General features: G+C 68.8%; 21 protein-coding genes and 1 tRNA gene. 9 read left to right on the top strand and 13 right to left on the bottom strand.

All coding sequences use genetic code 11. The features are described 5' to 3' along the window. Nucleotides 1-30: 30 nt before the first annotated feature. The 7 genes from fliN to fliQ all read right to left on the bottom strand — a co-directional run bounded on the left by fliN (nucleotide 31) and on the right by fliQ (nucleotide 5932). Complete coding sequence (gene fliN / locus B3E43_RS11130) at nucleotides 31-363, bottom strand: flagellar motor switch protein FliN (RefSeq protein WP_292029439.1); 333 nt, start codon at nucleotides 361-363, stop codon at nucleotides 31-33. Continuing rightward, entirely contained in the window at nucleotides 363-1034 is a 672-nt protein-coding gene (locus B3E43_RS11135) for a flagellar assembly protein FlbE (RefSeq protein WP_292029441.1), read from the bottom strand. The genes fliN and B3E43_RS11135 overlap by 1 nt, the downstream gene beginning before the upstream one ends. 1 nt (nucleotide 1035) lies before the next feature. Further along, on the bottom strand, nucleotides 1036-2070 hold the full coding sequence (gene fliG / locus B3E43_RS11140) for a flagellar motor switch protein FliG (protein WP_292029443.1): 1035 nt from the start codon (nucleotides 2068-2070) through the stop codon (nucleotides 1036-1038). Continuing rightward, entirely contained in the window at nucleotides 2070-3713 is a 1644-nt protein-coding gene (gene fliF, locus B3E43_RS11145) for a flagellar basal-body MS-ring/collar protein FliF (protein ID WP_292029444.1), read from the bottom strand. Before fliF ends, fliG begins: the two co-directional genes overlap by 1 nt. Before the next feature lie 95 nt (nucleotides 3714-3808). Then, a complete protein-coding gene (flhB, locus tag B3E43_RS11150) occupies nucleotides 3809-4885 on the bottom strand; it encodes a flagellar biosynthesis protein FlhB (protein WP_292029446.1) in 1077 nt (358 codons plus the stop codon). Next, nucleotides 4878-5648: a flagellar biosynthetic protein FliR gene (fliR, locus tag B3E43_RS11155; RefSeq protein WP_292029448.1), complete on the bottom strand. Its 771-nt coding sequence runs from the start codon at nucleotides 5646-5648 to the stop codon at nucleotides 4878-4880. The genes flhB and fliR overlap by 8 nt, the downstream gene beginning before the upstream one ends. A gap of 20 nt (nucleotides 5649-5668) precedes the next feature. Next, complete coding sequence (gene fliQ / locus B3E43_RS11160) at nucleotides 5669-5932, bottom strand: flagellar biosynthesis protein FliQ (protein WP_292029450.1); 264 nt, start codon at nucleotides 5930-5932, stop codon at nucleotides 5669-5671. Between the two features lie 220 nt (nucleotides 5933-6152). On the opposite strand from fliQ, the gene folE reads away from it, so the two are divergent. The 4 genes from folE to B3E43_RS11180 are packed head-to-tail and all read left to right on the top strand — an operon-like array spanning nucleotide 6153 to nucleotide 9542. After that, on the top strand, nucleotides 6153-6728 hold the full coding sequence (gene folE, locus B3E43_RS11165) for a GTP cyclohydrolase I FolE (protein ID WP_292029451.1): 576 nt from the start codon (nucleotides 6153-6155) through the stop codon (nucleotides 6726-6728). Nucleotide 6729: 1 nt separating this feature from the next. Further along, nucleotides 6730-7431 (top strand): hypothetical protein, encoded by a 702-nt coding sequence (locus B3E43_RS11170; protein WP_292029453.1) that lies wholly within the window; start codon nucleotides 6730-6732, stop codon nucleotides 7429-7431. A gap of 57 nt (nucleotides 7432-7488) precedes the next feature. Further along, complete coding sequence (locus B3E43_RS11175) at nucleotides 7489-8640, top strand: acyltransferase family protein (protein WP_292029454.1); 1152 nt, start codon at nucleotides 7489-7491, stop codon at nucleotides 8638-8640. Between the two features lie 56 nt (nucleotides 8641-8696). Then, nucleotides 8697-9542, top strand: a complete 846-nt coding sequence (locus B3E43_RS11180; RefSeq protein ID WP_292029455.1) for a prolyl hydroxylase family protein — start codon at nucleotides 8697-8699, stop codon at nucleotides 9540-9542. A 20-nt stretch (nucleotides 9543-9562) separates the two neighbouring features. Here B3E43_RS11180 and B3E43_RS11185 read toward each other — a convergent pair whose 3' ends face one another. The 3 genes from B3E43_RS11185 to flgB are packed head-to-tail and all read right to left on the bottom strand — an operon-like array spanning nucleotide 9563 to nucleotide 10714. Then, on the bottom strand, nucleotides 9563-9862 hold the full coding sequence (locus B3E43_RS11185; protein ID WP_292029456.1) for a flagellar hook-basal body complex protein FliE: 300 nt from the start codon (nucleotides 9860-9862) through the stop codon (nucleotides 9563-9565). Between the two features lie 10 nt (nucleotides 9863-9872). Then, nucleotides 9873-10292 (bottom strand): flagellar basal body rod protein FlgC, encoded by a 420-nt coding sequence (gene flgC, locus B3E43_RS11190; RefSeq protein WP_292029458.1) that lies wholly within the window; start codon nucleotides 10290-10292, stop codon nucleotides 9873-9875. 14 nt (nucleotides 10293-10306) lie between these two features. Then, nucleotides 10307-10714, bottom strand: coding sequence for a flagellar basal body rod protein FlgB (flgB, locus tag B3E43_RS11195; protein WP_292029460.1), 408 nt, complete (start codon nucleotides 10712-10714; stop codon nucleotides 10307-10309). Between the two features lie 115 nt (nucleotides 10715-10829). Here flgB and B3E43_RS11200 point away from each other — a divergent pair, with 115 nt between their 5' ends. The 3 genes from B3E43_RS11200 to B3E43_RS11210 all read left to right on the top strand — a co-directional run bounded on the left by B3E43_RS11200 (nucleotide 10830) and on the right by B3E43_RS11210 (nucleotide 12464). Next, nucleotides 10830-11099: a flagellar biosynthetic protein FliO gene (locus tag B3E43_RS11200; protein ID WP_292029463.1), complete on the top strand. Its 270-nt coding sequence runs from the start codon at nucleotides 10830-10832 to the stop codon at nucleotides 11097-11099. Between the two features lie 200 nt (nucleotides 11100-11299). Beyond that, nucleotides 11300-12067 carry a flagellar type III secretion system pore protein FliP gene (fliP, locus tag B3E43_RS11205; protein ID WP_292029465.1) on the top strand — a complete coding sequence of 256 codons (768 nt, stop codon included), beginning with the start codon at nucleotides 11300-11302 and terminating at the stop codon, nucleotides 12065-12067. Nucleotides 12068-12185: 118 nt separating this feature from the next. Continuing rightward, on the top strand, nucleotides 12186-12464 hold the full coding sequence (locus B3E43_RS11210; protein ID WP_292029467.1) for an HU family DNA-binding protein: 279 nt from the start codon (nucleotides 12186-12188) through the stop codon (nucleotides 12462-12464). A gap of 24 nt (nucleotides 12465-12488) precedes the next feature. On the opposite strand, the gene B3E43_RS11215 is transcribed toward B3E43_RS11210, so the two are convergent. Beyond that, nucleotides 12489-15341 (bottom strand): hypothetical protein, encoded by a 2853-nt coding sequence (locus tag B3E43_RS11215; protein WP_292029468.1) that lies wholly within the window; start codon nucleotides 15339-15341, stop codon nucleotides 12489-12491. A gap of 112 nt (nucleotides 15342-15453) precedes the next feature. Here B3E43_RS11215 and B3E43_RS11220 point away from each other — a divergent pair, with 112 nt between their 5' ends. Continuing rightward, on the top strand, nucleotides 15454-15819 hold the full coding sequence (locus B3E43_RS11220; protein WP_292029470.1) for a hypothetical protein: 366 nt from the start codon (nucleotides 15454-15456) through the stop codon (nucleotides 15817-15819). An 86-nt stretch (nucleotides 15820-15905) separates the two neighbouring features. Beyond that, a complete protein-coding gene (locus B3E43_RS11225) occupies nucleotides 15906-16313 on the top strand; it encodes a DUF983 domain-containing protein (protein WP_292029472.1) in 408 nt (135 codons plus the stop codon). A gap of 10 nt (nucleotides 16314-16323) precedes the next feature. Here the strand turns inward: B3E43_RS11225 and B3E43_RS11230 are convergent, their stop codons facing one another. Next, a complete protein-coding gene (locus B3E43_RS11230; protein ID WP_292029474.1) occupies nucleotides 16324-17472 on the bottom strand; it encodes a FecR family protein in 1149 nt (382 codons plus the stop codon). 243 nt (nucleotides 17473-17715) lie between these two features. Beyond that, a tRNA-Arg gene (locus tag B3E43_RS11235) sits at nucleotides 17716-17792 on the bottom strand. Between the last annotated feature and the right edge of the window lie 289 nt (nucleotides 17793-18081).

Raw genomic sequence — 18081 nt, forward strand, 5'->3', positions numbered from 1 at the left:
TCTATTCTCTACGCACTGTCCGGCCGCCGATCAGGCGCCGGAGTCCTCGGTCTTGATGATTTCCGTCATGGTCACGCCGAGGCGGTCCTCGACGACGACGACCTCCCCGCGGGCGACCAGACGGTTGTTGACGAAGATGTCGATGGCCTCGCCGACCTTGCGGTCCAGCTCGAGCACCGAGCCACGGTTCAGCTTGAGCAGTTGGGCCACGGACATGTGGGACTTGCCGAGCACGGCCGAAATGTTGACCGGCACGTCAAAGACGGGCGTCAGATCGTGCGCCGTCTTGTCAGACGGATCGTCGCTGACGGTGATCGCGGCGGAGTCCGGAAACTCCTCCAGGGCCATGGTGTCGGACGCCATTACGGCCTCCCTTCCATTGTAGATTCAGGGGTGAGGTTTTCGGCATGCCCGGCCTCGGCGGCCAGGGCGGAGTTGAGGGCTTCGCTGATGCGGGCGAAGGCTTCTTCGGGATCAAAGGCGGCGCGGCCGTCGGCCCATTCCAGCTGGAAGGCGGCCGGGGCCATGCCGGGCTCGGTGCGGAAGGCGACGATGCCCGAGAAGCCGGCGTCGGCGCACAGCTGCTGGATCCGGGCGTGGGTCGCCTCGGTCAGGTCGCCGGTGCGGATGACCAGACGCGGCGAGGCGTCGATCTCCTGGGCCAGGGCCTCGAGCGCGGCCTGCAGGGGGGCTTCGGGGTGGCGGTCGAGGGCCGAGGCGCTGACCACCCGGGCGGCGCTCAGCGCCAGTTCGGCGGCCTGCTGGCGATGCTGCTGGGCGACCTGGGCCAGGGCGGGGGCCGCGGCGGTCAGCGCCTGACCGATGGCGGAGAGGGCCATAGCCTGGATGCTCTCGACTTCGGCCAGGGCCTCGTTGCGGGCGTCCACCCGGGCCTGGGCGACCAGGGCGTCGACCTCGGCCGGACCGTAGGCGCGCTTGATGGGCCGGAAGGCGGCGGCGGCGTTCACGACCACGCCGGCGGCGTCGAACTCGGTGTCGAAGGCGAAGGGGGTGCTGAGGGGCTGATGGGTCATGTCAGTAGATCAACTCATCATCGCCGCCCTGGCCGACCAGCATGATCTCGCCCTTGGCGGCAAGATCCTTGGCGACCTGGACCATGGCCATCTGGGCCTGATCGACGTCCTTGAGACGGACCGGACCCATGGACTCCATGTCCTCGCGCATGATCTTGGCGGCGCGTTCGGACATGTTGGAGAAGAACAGTTCGCGCAGGGACTCCGACGAGCCCTTGAGGGCCAGGCCGAGGGAGTCCTTCTCGACCGCGCGCAGCAGGGTCTGGATGCCGCCGGGATCCAGCTTGGCCAGGTCCTCGAACACGAACATCAGGGCGCGGATGCGTTCGGCGGCCTCGCGATTGCGCTCCTCGAGGGCGCCGATGAACCGGGCCTCGGTCTGGCGGTCGAAGCTGTTGAAGATGTCGGCCATCATCTCGTGGCTGTCGCGCTTGGACGTGCGCGCCAGGTTGGACATGAATTCGGTGCGCAGGGTCTGCTCGATCTTGTCGAGGATTTCGCGCTGCACCGGCTCCATCCGCAGCATGCGCTGGACGCATTCGAGGGCGAAGTCCTCGGGCAGGCTGGTCAGGACGCGGGCGGCGTGATCCGGCTTCACCTTGGACAGGACCACGGCGACGGTCTGGGGGTATTCGTTCTTCAGATAGTTGGCGAGCACGGCCTCGTTCACATTGCCGAGCTTGTCCCACATCGTACGACCGGCCGGACCACGGATCTCCTCCATCAGTCCTTCGACGCGGTCGGACGGCATGAAGGAGGCGAGCAGGCGCTGGGTCTGTTCGAAGCTGCCCATGACGGCGCCCGAGCCGCTCATGCCGGAGACGAACTCGACCAGCAACTCCTCGACCACCACGGCGCTGACCGTGCCCAGCGAGGCCATGGCCTGGGAGATTTCCTTGATCTCGTCCTCGTCCAGCCCCTGCCACAGGCGGGTGTGATCCTCGCCGAGCGACAGCAGAATGACGGCGGCCTTTTCAGGCCCCGTCAGCTTCCTGGCGTCCTCGACCGCCGGCTTTTTGTTGGTCAGGCGCGCCATCAGCCCTCGTGGACCCAGCTGCGCAGGATGGATGTGGACTCATCGGGATGCTTCTCGACGAAGTCAGCGACCTTCTTGACCGAGGACGCCTTCACCTGACCCTCGATGCGGGCGATGTCGAGCCGCTGATCCATCTCCGAGGGGCCCGCCAGCTGGGGCATGACCCCGCCGGCGCCGCCCATGATGGTGGTCTGCAGCGAGGTCACCCCGCCCGGGCCGCCTGCGCCGGCGCCGGCCAGCTGCAGCGGACCGCCGCCCCCGCCACCGGCCGACTTCAGCAGCGGGCGCAGGACGAAGAAGATGAGCAGCAGGCCAGTGATCAACAGCACCAGCAGCTCCACACCGCGCATGATGTCGTCCTTGGTGAAGTTGAACAGCGACGACGCCGCCTCCTCACCCCCGACCACGGCCAGGTCGCGGTTGAAGCGGACGTTCAGCACTTCGATCTTGTCGCCGCGCTCCGCGTCGATGCCGACCGCGGCGGCGACAAGGGCCTTGATCTGCTCGATCTCGGCGGGCGTGCGGGCGGCATAGGTCGGGGCTCCGCCGTTGGCGGCGGGCGTCCATTTGCCGTCCACGGCGACCGAAACGGCCAGCCGCTTGATCTCGCCGGCCTCCCTCACCGTGGTCGTCGTGGTGTTGGAAATTTCGTAGTTGGTCGTTTCGGTGGTGTCGGTCGAGCGCGAGCCGGCCGGGGTCGCGCCGGGCGCCTCGCCGCCCGGAATATTGTTGGTCGCCGTGGCCCCGCCGTCGGCGACGCCCGTGGTGTCGGCGGTCTCGGATCCGTTGGTCGAGGTCGAGCGCACCACCTGACCGTCAGGGTCGTAGCGCAGTTCCTGGGTCGTCGAACGGCTGTGGTCGATGTCGGCAGTGACCTGGACACGCGCGCCGCCGACGCCGACGACGCCCTCGACGATGTCCATGATCCGGGCCTGCAGCTGGGCTTCGGTCGAGTCGCGCGCGTCCTGGGCGGAGGCGGCGCTAAAGCCCGCAGAGTCGGATCCGGCCGCCAGGGTGCGGTTGGAGGTGTCGGTCAGGGTGACCTTCTCGGGCTTCAGATTGGGCACCGAGGAGGCGATGACATTGCGGATGGCCTGGACCTGGGCGCCCGACAGCTGGCCGCCGGTGACGCCCACGACCACCGAGGCGGTGGGTTCGGCGGCGTCGGACTGGAACAGTTCGCGGCGCGGCAGGGCGATCATGACCCGGGCGGAGGTGATGCCGCGCATGGACAGGATCGTCCGGGCCAGCTCGCCCTCGAGGGCGCGCTTCTCGTTGAGATTCTGCTGGAACTCGGTCTGACCCAACACCGACTGGTTGTCGAAGATCTCGTAGCCGACCGAGCCGGAGGTCACGAGCCCCTTGCCGGCGACCAGCATGCGGGCTTCGCCGACCTCGTCACGGCTGACGAAGATGGTCGAGCCGTCGCCGCGCGACGAGTATTTGATGCCGGCGCTGTCGAGGGCCGTGGTGACCTCGGACGCTTCCTGCAGGTCGAGGTTGGAATACAGCAGGGCGTCGGGCGCCTGGCCGATGCGCAACATGACGGCGACCAGCACGGCCGCGACACCGGCGGCGACGCCCAGCACCACGGTCAGCCGACCGATCCCGAATCTCTGCAACGCCGCCGTGAAGCCGCCCACGCGTCCCGCCCCGAATACTCACGGGTCCTTACAGACGCCCGCCAGGCAGAAAATGCCGGGCTCATGGTAAATGTCGGGTTAAGACCTTTGGCAGATCAGCGTTTTTTGCGCTTCTGCATGACGAAGCCGATGACCTTGGCGGCCGCTTCGAAATGTTCGCGGGGGATCGTCTCGTCGATATCGACGGCGGCATAGAGGGCGCGGGCCAGGGGCACGTTCTCGACAATCGGAACATTGTGCTCGCGCCCGACCTCCCGGATGCGCAGGGCCAGCGCGTCAACGCCCTTGGCCACGCAGATCGGCGCGGCGTCACCCTCGCCGGGCTCGTAGCGCAGGGCGACGGAATAGTGGGTCGGGTTGGTGACGATGACCGTGGCGTTCGGCACATTCTGCATCATCCGCTGACGGCTGCGCTGGTTCCGGATCTGTCTCAGCTTGGCCTTGATGTGCGGGTCGCCCTCGGACTGTTTGTAGTCTTCCTTCAGCTCTTCCTTGGACATCTTCATCCGCTCGGCGAAGCGGTATTTCTGCCAGAGGAAGTCGGCTCCGGCGGTGAAGCCGAGGAAGATGATGGTCGCCATCATCAGGGCTACGGCCAGGTCGCGCGCCATGGGCAGGACCATCGCCGGCGGCATGGCGGCCATGTTTTCGAGCTCGCGCAGGTGGGGCCTCAGCACCAGCCAACAGATCAGGCCGACGGCCAGCAGCTTCAGAAACGTCTTTACGAACTGGACCAGACCGTCCGGACCGAAGATGCGTTTGAAGCCCTTGAGCGGATTCACTTTCGACCAGTCGGGCTTCAGCTTCTCGGCCGTGAAGATAAGCCCCGACTGGGCGACATTGCCGCCGACGCCGCCCAGTATGGTGGCGAGCATGACCACGCCGAGGAAGGGCGCCATCGTCCACAGGGCCATGGCGCCGATCTCGATCCCGGCCCCGGCGTCCAGTCCGCCCAACATGGTGTGCGGCGCGGCGATGAAGGGCAGAAGCTGTTCGGCCATGGAGGTGGCGAACCAGCCGCCGGACATGAGCACCACGGCGGCGGCGCCCGCCAGCGACAGGGCCGCGGCGACGTCCGGAGACTTGGCGACGTCGCCCTTCTTGCGAGCCTCATCAAGTTTTCGCGGTGTCGCCTCTTCTGTTTTCGACTCGGGATCGGCGCCTTCAGCCACCGGCGCCTCCCGCGAAGATCCGGGCCAGGGCGCGATAGCGGTCGATGAAGACCGTACCGACCACGCCGAGGCTGAGGGCGAAGACCGACAGGCCCAGCAGGATGCTGAGCGGAGCGGCGGCGAAGAAGACCTGGAAGGACGGCATGACGCGGCCGACGAGGCCTGATGCCAGGTTGAAGATCAGGGCGAAGACCAGCAGCGGCGCCGACAGCTGGACCCCCAGCATGAAGGCGTCGCCCAGGGTCCGGATGGCCAGTTCGGCGAAGTCGCCGGTGACCAGCGGGGCCACCGGACTGATCAATTCATAGGAGCCGACCAGACCGGCGATGAACAGGTGATGGGTGTTGGTGGCGAAGATCATGGTCGTGCCCAGCAACATCAGGAAGGCGCCGATCGTCGAACCCGGCTGGGCCTGCATGGGGCTGGCCGTCTGGGCAAAGGCCAGGGTGGTCTGCAGGGCGACGATCTCGCCGGCCGTGGCGAGGGCAGTCAGGAAGGACCGCAGCAGGGCGCCGATCATCAGGCCGACAACGACCTCACGGATGATCCATCCCGCCATGCCGCCGATCGTCGCCGGCAAGGCCGGCAGGGCGGCGGCGATCACCGGCCACAGGGCGAGACTGACGACCAGGGCGAGGGACAGGCGGATGCGCGGCGATACATAGCTTTCGCCGACGCCGGGCAGCATCAGCAGGACGGCGCCGATCCGCGCGAAGATCAGCGCACCCTGCCAGACCTGATCCGATGTCGCCCAGGGCTCCACCTAGTGAGGTCCCATGGCGATCACATGCCGGCGATGCGCGCCGCGATCGTCCGCATGAAACCGCCCAGCAGCGCTCCCATCAGCGGCAGGAACAGCAGCAGGCTGATGAAGATGGCGATGATCTTGGGGGCGTAGATCAGGGTCTGTTCCTGGATCTGGGTCAGGGCCTGGAACAGGCCTATGGCCACGCCAACGACCAGGCCGACCAGCAGGACGGGCGCGCACAGCTGGATCGTCAGCCACAGGGCGTCACGCCCCACATCCATCACTTCCGCGCCGCTCATTCCACACTCCACCGAATACCGGGCAGAAAATGCCGGGAGCGTGGTTAACGAGGGGTTAGTGAGTCCGCGTTCTCCCTCCCCTTCATGGGGAGGGACGACCGGCGCAGCCGGTCCGGGTGGGGTTCGAAAGGGCCGGGGCGCGGACTGACACACCCCACCCTGTCGCCGCAGGGCGTCGACATCCCTCCCCATGAAGGGGAGGGAGGGCTATAGGGCCTGAATGACCAAGCCCCCCGTCTCCCAGTCCGACGCCGAAGCCGCTGTGCGCACCCTGATCGAATGGGCGGGGGACAACCCCGACCGGGAGGGTCTGCTGGACACGCCGGCGCGGGTGGCGCGCAGCTACAAGGAGCTGTTCGCCGGCTATGAGGTGGAACCGCGGGCCTATCTGGAGCGGACGTTCGAGGAGGTCGGCGGCTACAACCAGCTGGTCGTGCTGAAGGACATCCGCTTCGTCAGCTTCTGCGAGCACCACATGCTGCCGGTCGTCGGCGTGGCCCATGTCGGCTATCTGCCGACCGACCGGGTGGTCGGAATCTCCAAACTGGCGCGGGTCGTGCGCGGCTATGCGCGCCGCCTGCAGATTCAGGAGAAGATGACCTCCGAGATCGCCAACGCCATCGACGAGGTGCTCAAACCCCAGGGCGTCGGCGTCGTGATCGAGGCCGAGCACAGCTGCATGACCCTGCGCGGCGTCGACGTGCCGGGCGCCAGCCTGACCACCAGCGCCCTGCTGGGCGTCGTGCGCGACGACGCGCGGACACGGGAAGAGTTCCTGCGGCTGGTGCGGGGATGACATGGGCCGGCTGATCGAGGAACTGGACTATCGCCAGACCGCCATGGGGCCGCTGATCCTGCGGCGGCGCTGGGTGGCGGCGATCGATGCGGATGTGGTCGAGGTCATCCTCGGCGAAGAGCATCTGATGTCGAGCCTGTTCACGGTCGGCGAGACCGAGCTGGCGGTTCGAGGCCTGGCGGCCGCGAAGGGAGCGGCATTGCGGGTTCTCGTCGGCGGTCTGGGACTGGGCTACACCGCCCGGGCCGCGCTGGCCGACGATCGGGTCACATCCGTGGATGTGGTCGACGCCCTCGCCCCGGTGATCGAATGGCATGAGGCCGGGCTGGTGCCGCTCGGGGAAAGTCTCGGGCAGGAGCCGCGCTGTCACCTCAGGCTGGGCGACTTCTTCGGCTGGTTCGACGAGGCGCGGACGCCGGCGGATCGGTACGACGTCGTGCTGCTCGACATCGACCATTCGCCCCGCGCCCTGCTGCACCCCGAACATGCGCGCTTCTATTCGGTCGAGGGGCTCGGACGACTGCGCGACGGGATCGCGGAGGGCGGGATTTTCGCCATGTGGTCGGACGAGGGGCCGGACGAGGCCTTCGTCACCGTGCTGGAGTCCGTGTTCGCCAATGTCCGCGCCGAGGTCGTCGCCTTCGACAATCCGCTGACCGGCGGAGCCTCGACCTGCACCATCTACATCTGCGACCGGATCTGACGCCGCCGAACTGACGGCCCGGTCCTTGCGGAATTCGCCTCAGAAGAGGTGTTTTCCATGGCCTGGACCGCGATTTCGACCCGAAATGAGACACCGCCCATCGTGCGCGGTGGCTGGCTGGACGCGCTGCGTTTCATTGTGGCCGCCCTGATCATCCTGCATCACTTCCAGGGCGCGGGGCCGATCGCCCTGGCCGAGGGTCTGCATCCGGTGTTCGAGCGGGGCGGTTTCCTGCTCACCAACTTTTTCCTGATCGACAGCGGCTATGTGCTGATGCGGGTCTATGGCGGCTCGATCGCCGGAGGCCGGATGTCGGCCGGCGACTTCTTCGCCAAACGCTATCTGCGGGTTCTGCCCGCGCACCTGATCATGGGGTTGAGCCTCGTCGCCCTGATCGTGGTCGGCGGCGCCGTGGGCGTCTCGCCGCGGGCGCCGGAGTGGTTCCGCTGGGACCAGCTGCCGGCGCAGCTGACCCTGACGCAGGCGTTCGGCGTGCCCGGCGGCCTCGGCTGGAACGCGCCCAGCTGGTCGATATCGGCCCTGATCGGCTGCTATCTGGCCTTCCCGTGGATCCTGAAGGCGCTGGTCCGGCTGGGACCGTGGAGCGTGCTGGCGCTGGGCGTCGGCCTGTATCTGGTCGCCAACCAGCTGACCTGGGCCCTGCTCGGCTATCCCGTCTATCAGATGCCCATGGGCTTCGGCTTCATCCGCGCCCTGCCGCTGTTCTTCCTCGGCATGGCCCTGGCCTGGTTCGCCCAGAAGGTCTGGATCGCGCCGAAGCTGGCGGGCTGGGCCGGGATCGCGGCGGCCCTGATGCTGGCCTTCGTGCAGTATTTCGACAAACACGCCCTGATCTCGCTGGTCTGTATCTCGACCATCATCCTGGCGGCCGGCGCCGTGCCGACCGTGCGCCCGTCGAAATGGGTGGAGAAGGCGGCGCAGGTCTCCTTCTCGATGTTCATCACCAATGAGGTGGTGCGGATCGCCTGGTTCGGCGTCGCCAACGTTATGATCGCAAAATTCGCCCTGCCCGTGGCCGCCCAGTGGGCGCTGTGGGGGATGGGCGTGATGGCGGCATTCGTCTTCGCCTTCCTGTTCCACGCCCTGATCGACACGCCGATCCAGGACCGCATCCGCGTCTGGCTGAAGGGCCGGTCGAGGTCGCGGCCGATGGTCGGGGCCCAGCCGGTCGTGTCGCTGGAAGGCTGAGCCTGACCCACATCGGGCCGGATCGCACCGTGGCCGAATTGGGCTAGAACAGTCGGGTGAACACGCCCGCGCCCGAAGATACACACGCCCTCGCCACAGCGGCAGACGCCGGAGACGCCGGCGCCGCGCACCTGCTGGCGGTGTTGGCCGCCATGGGACTCGGCCTGCCGCAGGACTGGCGCCTGGCGCTGGAGCGGCTGACGCAGGCGGCGGCGCTAGGGCATCCCACGGCGGAGCGGCAGCTGGCCTTGCTGTCGAGCGACGGCCAGATCGACATGGCCGGTTGGCTGACCCCGCCCGCGCCCCGGCTTCTCCGTCAGGGACCAGCCATTCTCGCCATCGACGGCTTCCTGTCGGCCAAGGTTTGCGACTGGCTGAAGGACCGGGCGGAGGCCGTGACCGAGCCGGCGCTGGTCTATGATCCCGACACCGGCGAAGGGCGACGCGAGACCGTGCGGACCAACTCCGGGGCGCAGTTCGACCTTACGCGAATGGATGTTGTCCTGGCCGTGGTGCGCGAGCGGATCGCGCGGGCGGCGGGCCTGCCGGTTCCGGGGCTCGAGTGGACGCAGGTGCTGCACTATGCGGTCGGCCAGACGTTCGACTGGCACGTGGACTGGCTGGACCCCGCCCTGCCCGGCCATGCCGCCGACCTGACCGCGCGCGGACAGCGGATCGCCACCTGTCTGGTGTTCCTCAATGACGATTTCGAGGGGGGCGAGACGGCGTTCGAGGCCGGCGGCCTGAGGCATCGCGGACGCAAGGGCGACGCCCTGCTGTGGGCCAACACCCTGCCCGACGGGACCATCGACCGGCGCACGCGCCACGCGGGCCTGCCGCCGTCAGCAGGCGAGAAATGGGTCTTGTCCCAGTGGCTCCGCGGGCGGGCCCCAAATACCTGAAGTCTGGCGGCTGAACGCCGTCAGATCGGCATCCGCATGATCTCCTGATAGGCGGAGATGACCTGGTCGCGCACGGCCATGACGGTTTCCAGTGAGGCCTCGGCGGAGGAGACGGCGGTGACGACGTCGATCAGACTGCCCTGCCCCTGAACGGCCGAAGCCATCTGGGTTTCGGCAGCGCGAGAGGCCTGGGTCATGTCGCCCATGACGCTGGTCAGCATGTCGGCGAAGCCCGGCTGGCCCACGCCGCCGGTTGGTGACGCCGGCATCTCCGTGCCCTGGATCGCCGAATAGGCGCGCGCTGCGGCCAAGGGGTTCATCGGTCAGTCCCTATCTTTTCAGCAGGTCGAGGGTGCGGGCGTCCATGGCCCGCGCGGTCTCGATGATATTGAGGTTGGCCTCGTAGGCGCGCTGGGCTTCGCGCATGTCCATGGCCTCGACCAGGGTGTCGACATTGGGCCGCAACACATAACCCTCGGCGTTGGCCGCCGGATGGGTCGGGTCGTATTCGGTCTTGAAGTCACCCATATCGGGCCTGACCTCGGCCAGGGTGACACCCGTGACACCGTTGATCTCGCGGGCCTGGAAGACGGGAATCTGGCGGCGATAGGGCTGGCCGCCGGCGACGGGCGCGGTCGACTGGGCGTTGGCGATGTTCTCGGCGATGATCCGCATGCGCGACTGCTGGGCCTGCAGGGCGCTGGCGGCCACGGCCATGGCCGAGTTGCGGGGCGGGATCGGGTCGGGCATCGGCTATTCCTCGATCAGCGGCCGGGCGGCCGGGCGGCCGTGCGCAGCATCTGCATGGATTTCTGGTAGAAGCCGATGGCCGCGTCATAGGCCATGCGGCTCTCGGCCATCTTGAGCATCTGTTCCTCGACGACGACCGAATTGCCGTCGAGCGTGGTCTCCGAATCGGGCGCGGCCCGGCTCTCGAACCGCGCGGTCGGGCCGGCCGGGGCGATATGCATGGCGCTGGTGCGGACCATGCGAACACCGCCTCCGCCCTCGGCGAGCGCGCGGGCGAAATCGGTGGGCTGATTCAGGTCGCGGCTGACGTAGCCGGGTGTATCGGCGTTGGCGACATTCTGGGCGATGACGCGCTGGCGCTCGTCCAGCCAGGACAGGCGGCCCTTGATCTGGCTGAGCAGCGGCAGGTCTGTGAAGCCCACGGGAGCCTCCCCGGGCGCGGATCGCCCGTCTTGAGATGGGCAGAAACTGCCGCCTGCATGGTTAACGGGGGGTTATCTCAATGCGGCGTTAACCATGTCAGGCGAAATCTGCCGCATGAATTTCCTCGACCTCGCCCGGGCGATCTTCGCGCTCGCCATCACCCTCGGGATCATCGGCCTGGCCGCCTGGGCCTCGCGGCGATATCTGCCGCAGTTGCTGGCCCGGATCAGCGCCGAGCGCGGCGAACGACGGATGACCGTGGTCGAGACCCTGGTGCTGGACCCCGCGCGCCGGCTGGTGCTGGTGAAAATCGACAACGAGGAGCGGCTGCTGATCCTCGGCGAGGGCCGGGAGCTGATCGAACCGCGCGGGGGCGACAAGTGAAGGGCGCTGACGCTCTCCCTCCCCCTCCGGGGGAGGGTCGTCGGCGCGAAGCGGCGGCGGGGTGGGGACGCTTCGGCAAGGCAGCCCGCGCCCCTGTCGCCAAACCCTCCCCACCCGGTCGCTCCGCGACCACCCTCCCCCCGAGGGGGCGGGAGAAGATATTCGCTCTTCCCACCCGCGCGGAGTTCAAGCGCGCGGCGATGTTGTCGCTGATCACCACCGGCTTCTGCCTGCTGTGGCCGCTGGCGGCCCTGGCCCAGGATCTTGCGGCGGCCGGGGGGTCCGGGTCGGCCATCAATGTCGACCTCGGCACCGGTTCGGGCCTGACCGAGCGGGTGGTCCAGCTGGTCGGCCTGATGACCGTCCTGTCGCTGGCGCCGTCGATCGTGATCATGACGACCAGCTTCGTGCGGATCATCGTGGTGCTGTCGCTGCTGCGCACGGCGCTGGGCATGCAGCAGTCGCCGCCGAACGCCGTGCTGGTGTCCCTGGCCCTGTTCCTGAGCGCCATCGTCATGGCCCCGACCTGGCAGGACGCCTATGATTCGGGCATCCGACCCCTGCTGGACCAGCAGATGGAGCTGCCCCAGGCCTTCGATGCGGCCTCGGAACCTGTGAAGACTTTCATGCTGGGTCAGGTGGACCGGGACGACCTGGCGCTGTTCGTCCGGCTGTCCAATCTGGAGGCCCCCACGGCGGCTGCCGACCTGCCCCTCAGGGTGGTCACCCCGGCCTTCATGATCAGCGAGCTGAAGCGGGCCTTTGAAATCGGATTTCTCCTTTTCGTTCCGTTCCTTGTGATCGATCTGGTGGTCGCCAGCGTGCTCATGTCCATGGGTATGATGATGCTGCCGCCGGTGGTGATTTCCCTGCCGTTCAAGCTGATCTTTTTCGTGCTCGTGGACGGCTGGAGACTGGTCGCCGGAAGCCTGGTCGAGAGCTTCCAGCGAGCGTCCGGTAGCGGATAAATCCCCACCCCGTGGGGGTTACAGCGGCGAAGTCGCTTGCCAAGGGAAGAAAAAGCGGCGTCAATCCGTCCGTCATCGCCCCTGAATCGGGGCGAGCTCACATCGGGAAACGACCCACATGACCACCCAAGCAGAACTCATCGCCGCCGTCGCCAAGGACGCCGGTGTCAGCCAGGCCGACGCCGGCCGGATGCTCGACGCTCTCGTCAAGAACATCCACAAGTCGCTGACCGGCGGCGGCGACGTCCGCATCTCGAACCTCGGCGTGTTCGACACCGCCGCCCGCGCTGCCCGTGAAGGCCGCAACCCGGCCACCGGCGCGACCATCAAGATCGCCGCCTCGAAGGCCGTGCGCTTCCGCGTGTCGAAGCCGCTCAAGGATGCGGTGAACAAGTAAGACCCTTCCCCTTAGGGGGATGCCTTACGCAGGACGGGCGGGCGCCGCGGGTCGGTTCCCGCCCGTTTTCGTTCTGAGTTCGGCCTTCATGGCCGCGACCCAGCCGGCGAAGGTGTCGGCCGAGGCGGCGAGGCCGGCGAAATCACCCGAAGAGGCGCCGCCGCCGACGCTGTCCGCCAGGGCGATCGACAGGGCCGTCTTCGCCCGCGCCCCGGCCACGAACGGCCGATAGTTGCGCGACAACCGGCTCAGGGCCGCATCATCATTGCCCAGGGAATAGCCGACCCCGGCCCGTATCAGCCGGGCCTCCTCGGAGGCCGTCAGGGCCGCGGGATTCCGGAAGCGTTCACCGAGCAGCGCCTCATAGAGGGCTGCGGCCGGCGCCCAGTTGCTCTGTTTCCAGAACACCTCGGCGCGGACCTCGCGGGCTTCGGGCGAGGCGTCGTCGCCCAGCACCTCGAGCGCATGATCGAAACGGCCGAGATCCATCAGGGCCCGCGCCTCGAGCGCGCGGCGCTCGGTGTTCAGGGCGGAGGGCAGGATGGTGGATCGCGAGTTCCAGATGGCCTGCAGCGCCGGCTCGGGCTGGCGGTCCATCAGATAGATGGCGGCGAGGTCGGTCGCGACCTGGGCCTTGGCCACACCTTCCAGCCGGTTGTCGACCTGGTATTTCAGCAACTCTGCGGCCTGGTCGAGCAGATCGACATCGACGAGACGGCGCGACAGGCGGCGGACCATCTCGTCGCCGTCGGCGCCGATGGGGGTCAGTTCGCGGAAGTCGTAGAACAGTCCAAGGGCCTGAACGGGCTGGAGACCGTCGGCCCCGCCCTCGAGGAACAACATGCGGAAGGCGGCGCCCAGATCGGCCTGGATTTCGGCGGCCCCCTCGAGCCGGTTCAGATTGGGCCCGGCCCCCTTCAGGGCAGTCAGGGCTTCGCGATACAGGCCCTGCGACAGGTAGAGCTGGCCGAGCTGGCGGATGACGGCCAATTCCGTGGCGTCGCCGCGCCAGCGCCAGCGCAGGCTCTCCAGCTCATTGGCCGCCGCGTCCGCCTTCATCGTCCCCTTCGCCAGCGACAGACGGACCACGCCCAGTTTGGCGGGCACGGCGACGGCATCCAGCGGCGCACGGCCGATGGCGGTGTAGACGGCCAGCGCCCGGTCAGACTGGCCGTCCAGCTCGAACAGCCGGGCCTGCACCAGTCGCGCGGTCAGCTGGTCGGCGGCGGGGGCGTTCTGGCTGAAGCTGTAGGCCAGCAGGGCGCGGGCGGCGTCGAGGTCGCCCGTCTCCAGCGCGGCCATAGCGTGGGCGGCGCCGAAGCGGGCGCGCCAGTGGGCGGGAAACTCGTCCACCGCCGAAGCGCCGGCGGCGAAGGCCTGCCGCGCCGATTCCCAGTCGCCCTGGGTCGAGGCGATATAGCCGCGCCAGACCGCCGAGGCGGGGTCGGAGGCGACGGCGGCGGACGCGAAATCGCCCTGGGCCTCTTCCATGCGGCCGATAGAGGCGCGGGCAGCGCCGCGCAGGCCGCGCAACTCGGGCTCGCCCGCCATGTTGGGGGCCTGGGCGACGATGCTGTTCAGGACGCCGACGGCCTCATAGCCGAGACCGGAGCCGACGAGGAACCGCGCGAGAGCGAAGCGGGCCTCGGCCGGGGCGCGGGGATCGTCTCCGGCGGCCATCGATTCGCGGGCCGCCGCATCCTGCAGCTGGCGATAGCGGGCAGAGAAGCCGTCGTGGCCCGGCTCGGCCCACTCGGCCAGGATGAGGGCCGGGTGTTTCGCCCGTTTCGGCGCGCCATCCTCGGCCGAAGCGGCGTCGAGGGCGGCGGAGGGCGGCGACAGGATCAAGCCGCCGGGCCGGCTGAGGGTGACCAGATCGCCGTCGGCCTGGATGGCGAGGTCGCTGGCCGAGGTTTCCACGGCCAGTCCGTGCGCCGTCGGAATCAGGGCCAGATCGACCGTCTTGCGGCGGTTCGCGAACCCCTTGCCCGGGGCCAGGGCGGTGACGGCGGCGAAACGGTCACCGGCCAGGGGGTCGGTCAGCCAGACGGCGCGGGTCGCGCCGGCCATGCGGGCGACGAGGGCCGGCTCGCCGTCATCCTGACGATCGATGGCGACGCCTTCGACGGCGACGGGCTGGCCGCCGATGGTCACGGTCCAGGTGGACCCCTGAGCGGCGGCCGAGACAACGAGGCCTTCGGGGGCGGCGATACGGACCGCGACATGGTCGGGACCGGCGGTCCATCGGGCGTCGGAGACAGGGCCCAGCTGTCCGGCGCCGGGCATGTCGAGGCGGGCGGTCGTGTCGAACACCACCCAGACGGCCTCGCCGCGGCGGAAGACGGCGGCGCCGACCGGCGTGGCCCAGGCGAAGGACAGGCTGACATTGGCAGGCGTGGCCACGGCCGTGACCGGCACGGTCTGCGCCGCGGCAGCCGGCGTCTCGACCGGCGCGGCGGCCGGGGGCGTGGCGTAGAGGTTGAGCCAGACCGCCCCGTCGGCCGAGCCCGTGCGGGCATCCGCGCCCTCGGCCAGGGTGATGACCAGCTCGGTGGCGCCCCGGACCGCGCGGGTCTCGACCTTGTCCACGCCGCGCGGCGGATTGACCTTCAGCCGCGAAACGTCCGGCGCCGCTGTCGAACCGATGCGCACGATGACGTCGCGGCCGTCGCGGCGAACCTGCGACCGTGCGCCGACGACGCCGGCGAACTCGATGCGGGTGAACTCGGTATTGGAGCCGATGCGGATCGACACCGGATCCAGCGGCGCGCCGACCTCCTGGGCCAGCGGCGCCAGGGGCGCGAACAGCACCGCGCCCGCCGCGGCGGCGGCCACGGAGGTCTTGAGAATGCGCTTTCTGGCGGAGGCCCCGGACATACGCGCGCACCCTCGCGCGACCCGCCTTTCAACGCGGTTAACGGTTGGTGACCGATGATTGGCGTCCGGGCGCGACGGGAAAGCGTAGCTGTGGCTGAAACCTGGAGGTCCCATGTCGCTGCTGTCCCTGTTCGCCGCCGCCCTTCTCCAGACCGCCGGGCCGACGCCCGACTCCATGAACGGCGCCTGGAGCGTCGATCTCGCGACGGATCCGGCGCAGCCCTACATCAAGGCCATGCATCTGACGCTCGCGGCGGACGGAACGGTCAGCGGCGACTTCTACGACAGCACGATCGAGGCCGGGCGCTGGAAGGCCCAGAACGGGCGGGTGTGCGTCTCCTTCCGCACGTCCGACGGCGTCGGTCCCTATCACACTGCCGCCTGCCTGACGGGCGACCGGGTCGAGGGTCAGACCTGGGCGGAGCAGCGGTCGTTCGTCTTCGTCTGGAACGCCACGCGGGGCGAGCCGACTCCCTGACCGGGCGGTCCCGCGACATCACGACGGGTTGCGGCGGAGGTCCGGCGGGCCGACATGCGGTGCGGCCTTCCTGTCAGGATTCCGTTGTGACCGAACCCCAGTACCCCCGTCTGAACACCCTTGCGACCGGCCTGCGCTGCCGCTGTCCGCGCTGTGGCGAGGGGCCGTTGCTGAAGGGGTTTCTGACCATCCGCGACGCCTGCCCCGCCTGCGGACTGGACTACAGTTTCGCCGAGCCGGCGGACGGCCCCGCCTTCTTCGGCATGAGCGCGGTCGGGACCCTCGGCATGGCCCTGTTCATGTGGTTCGAGTTCGCCGTCCATCCGCCGATCTGGGTGCATATGGTCGTGACCATGCCCCTGCTGGTCATCGGCTGCCTGGCCGTGCTGCGGCCGCTGAAGGGCTGGCTGGTGTCGGAGCAGTTCATCCACAAGGCGGCGCCGCCGGTGTTCGAGAGCAACGGCAAACACGGCGAAGGCAGGAAATGGCGCTGACGGACGACCGCTACTGCTGACGAGGCGCGGTGGTCGGCGCCGTCTGGCGCGGTGGCGGCGGTGGGGGTTGAACCGGCTGCCGGAGTCGGGGTTCGAGCGGCGCGGCGCGGGTCGGCGGGGCTGTCGTAGTCGGCTGGCGGGGAACCGTGGTCTGCACTGTGGGGTCGCGGGTCGTCGGCGCGGCGGTCACGGGCGCTGAATTGGCGGGCGGAGCGGCCGTCGCCGGAGCGGACGTTGTGGGCGGCGGCGTCAGGACTGTCGTCGGCGCGCGGGTCACCGGCGGCCGGACAACGGGATCGCGGACCGGGGGATCACGAACGGGTGGCTCAAGAACCGGAGGATCGCGGACGGGCGCCACGCGCGGCGGCGGCGGCGTGGGGCCCGGGGGCCTGACGTCCGGACCTGTCGCAGGCGGCGGAACAGGACCAGCCGGCGGCGGCGCGACGGGCGGACCGGCGGTTCCGGGCCGCGTCGGCAGCAGGGCCTCGAAGCGGCGGTTCGTGTCATCGGTTGCGCCGAAGGGTGGATAGAGCCGGGTGCGGGTCAGGGCCACCATCTGAACCGGCCGGTCCAGCACCACGCTTTGGCCGTTGACCGCGACCCCGATCGCCCCCTCCCGCAGAATTAGCACCGCCGCGCTGTCAGACTCTGCCGACAGATCGGGCGCGCCGGGGATGCCGGCGAGGAAGGCCACCGCCTCCGGTCCCACCACGCCCTCGATGATGGTGCCGCGGATGCCGATGGCGGAACCGGGCGTGCGGAAGGCGATGGCTTCGGGCTGGGCGCCGCGATTGTCCGAGGCGAAGCGGAAGGCCCCGCGGAGCACCGAGACCGCCACCCCGGCGACGCCGCGCTGGGGGTCGTAGACGAAGCGGTCGATCTCCAGCCGGGCGTTGGCGCCGACGGTCAGCATCGACCGGTCCAGCAGGCTGATTTCCAGACGGCTGGCGTCGGCGGTGGCGACGCGGTCGCCGAAATTGACGTCGGCGCCGAGCACCGACGGGCGCCATTCGGTCTGGCCGGCGGACGTGGTGGTCACGGCGTTCTCGACCAGCCGGTTGACCCCGACCCGGCCCGGCGCGGCCGGCTGCGTCAGCAGGGCCCAGGCGATCAGGGCCACGACGACGGCCAGAACGGCCCAGATGATCTTCGTCCGCATTGGAGCCTCCCACGCGACCGTGTTACCGTAACGCTTTCGCTCCGGGAGACCAAAACCTTCGCCCCTCGGCAGAAAGCGGGCGGGGGCTGTTTGACTTCCCGGTCGATGACGCGCCCCTTGCGCCCGTCCCGGGGAGGGGCGCGGCCATGGACATCGAACGTATTCTGTCGTGGGCGCTGATCCTCGTGCCCGTCGTCATCCTGACGATGGCAGCGGTGATGATCTTCAAGCGCAAGCGGTGAGTGGCGACCCCGGAGGGACTCGAACCCCCGACCTCTGCTTTAGGAAAGCCTTGCTCTATCCGGCTGAGCTACGGGGCCACGCAGGCTGACCTAGCGGGTGATCGCGCGGCGGGGAAGCGTCTGCGGCCCCTGCCCTTTCCGATTTTCTGATCCGTCCGCCGCAGCCGCTGGAACACCATGGTTCCGGATTGTGGTTAATCCGTCTTAAGATACAATATGTTGGGGTGAACAAACCCCGAATCGGGCCGTGTCGGTGATTCGGTCCTGATTCGTTTCGCCCCTGTTCCGCCCGATCAGGCGGCGCCGTTTACGACAGGGGATAATCGACGCGGCGCCGCTTGAGGAACCCGTCGGGAACGGCCACCTT

It is taken from the genome of Brevundimonas sp. UBA2416, from assembly GCF_002343105.1.
Taxonomy (GTDB): Bacteria; Pseudomonadota; Alphaproteobacteria; order Caulobacterales; family Caulobacteraceae; genus Brevundimonas.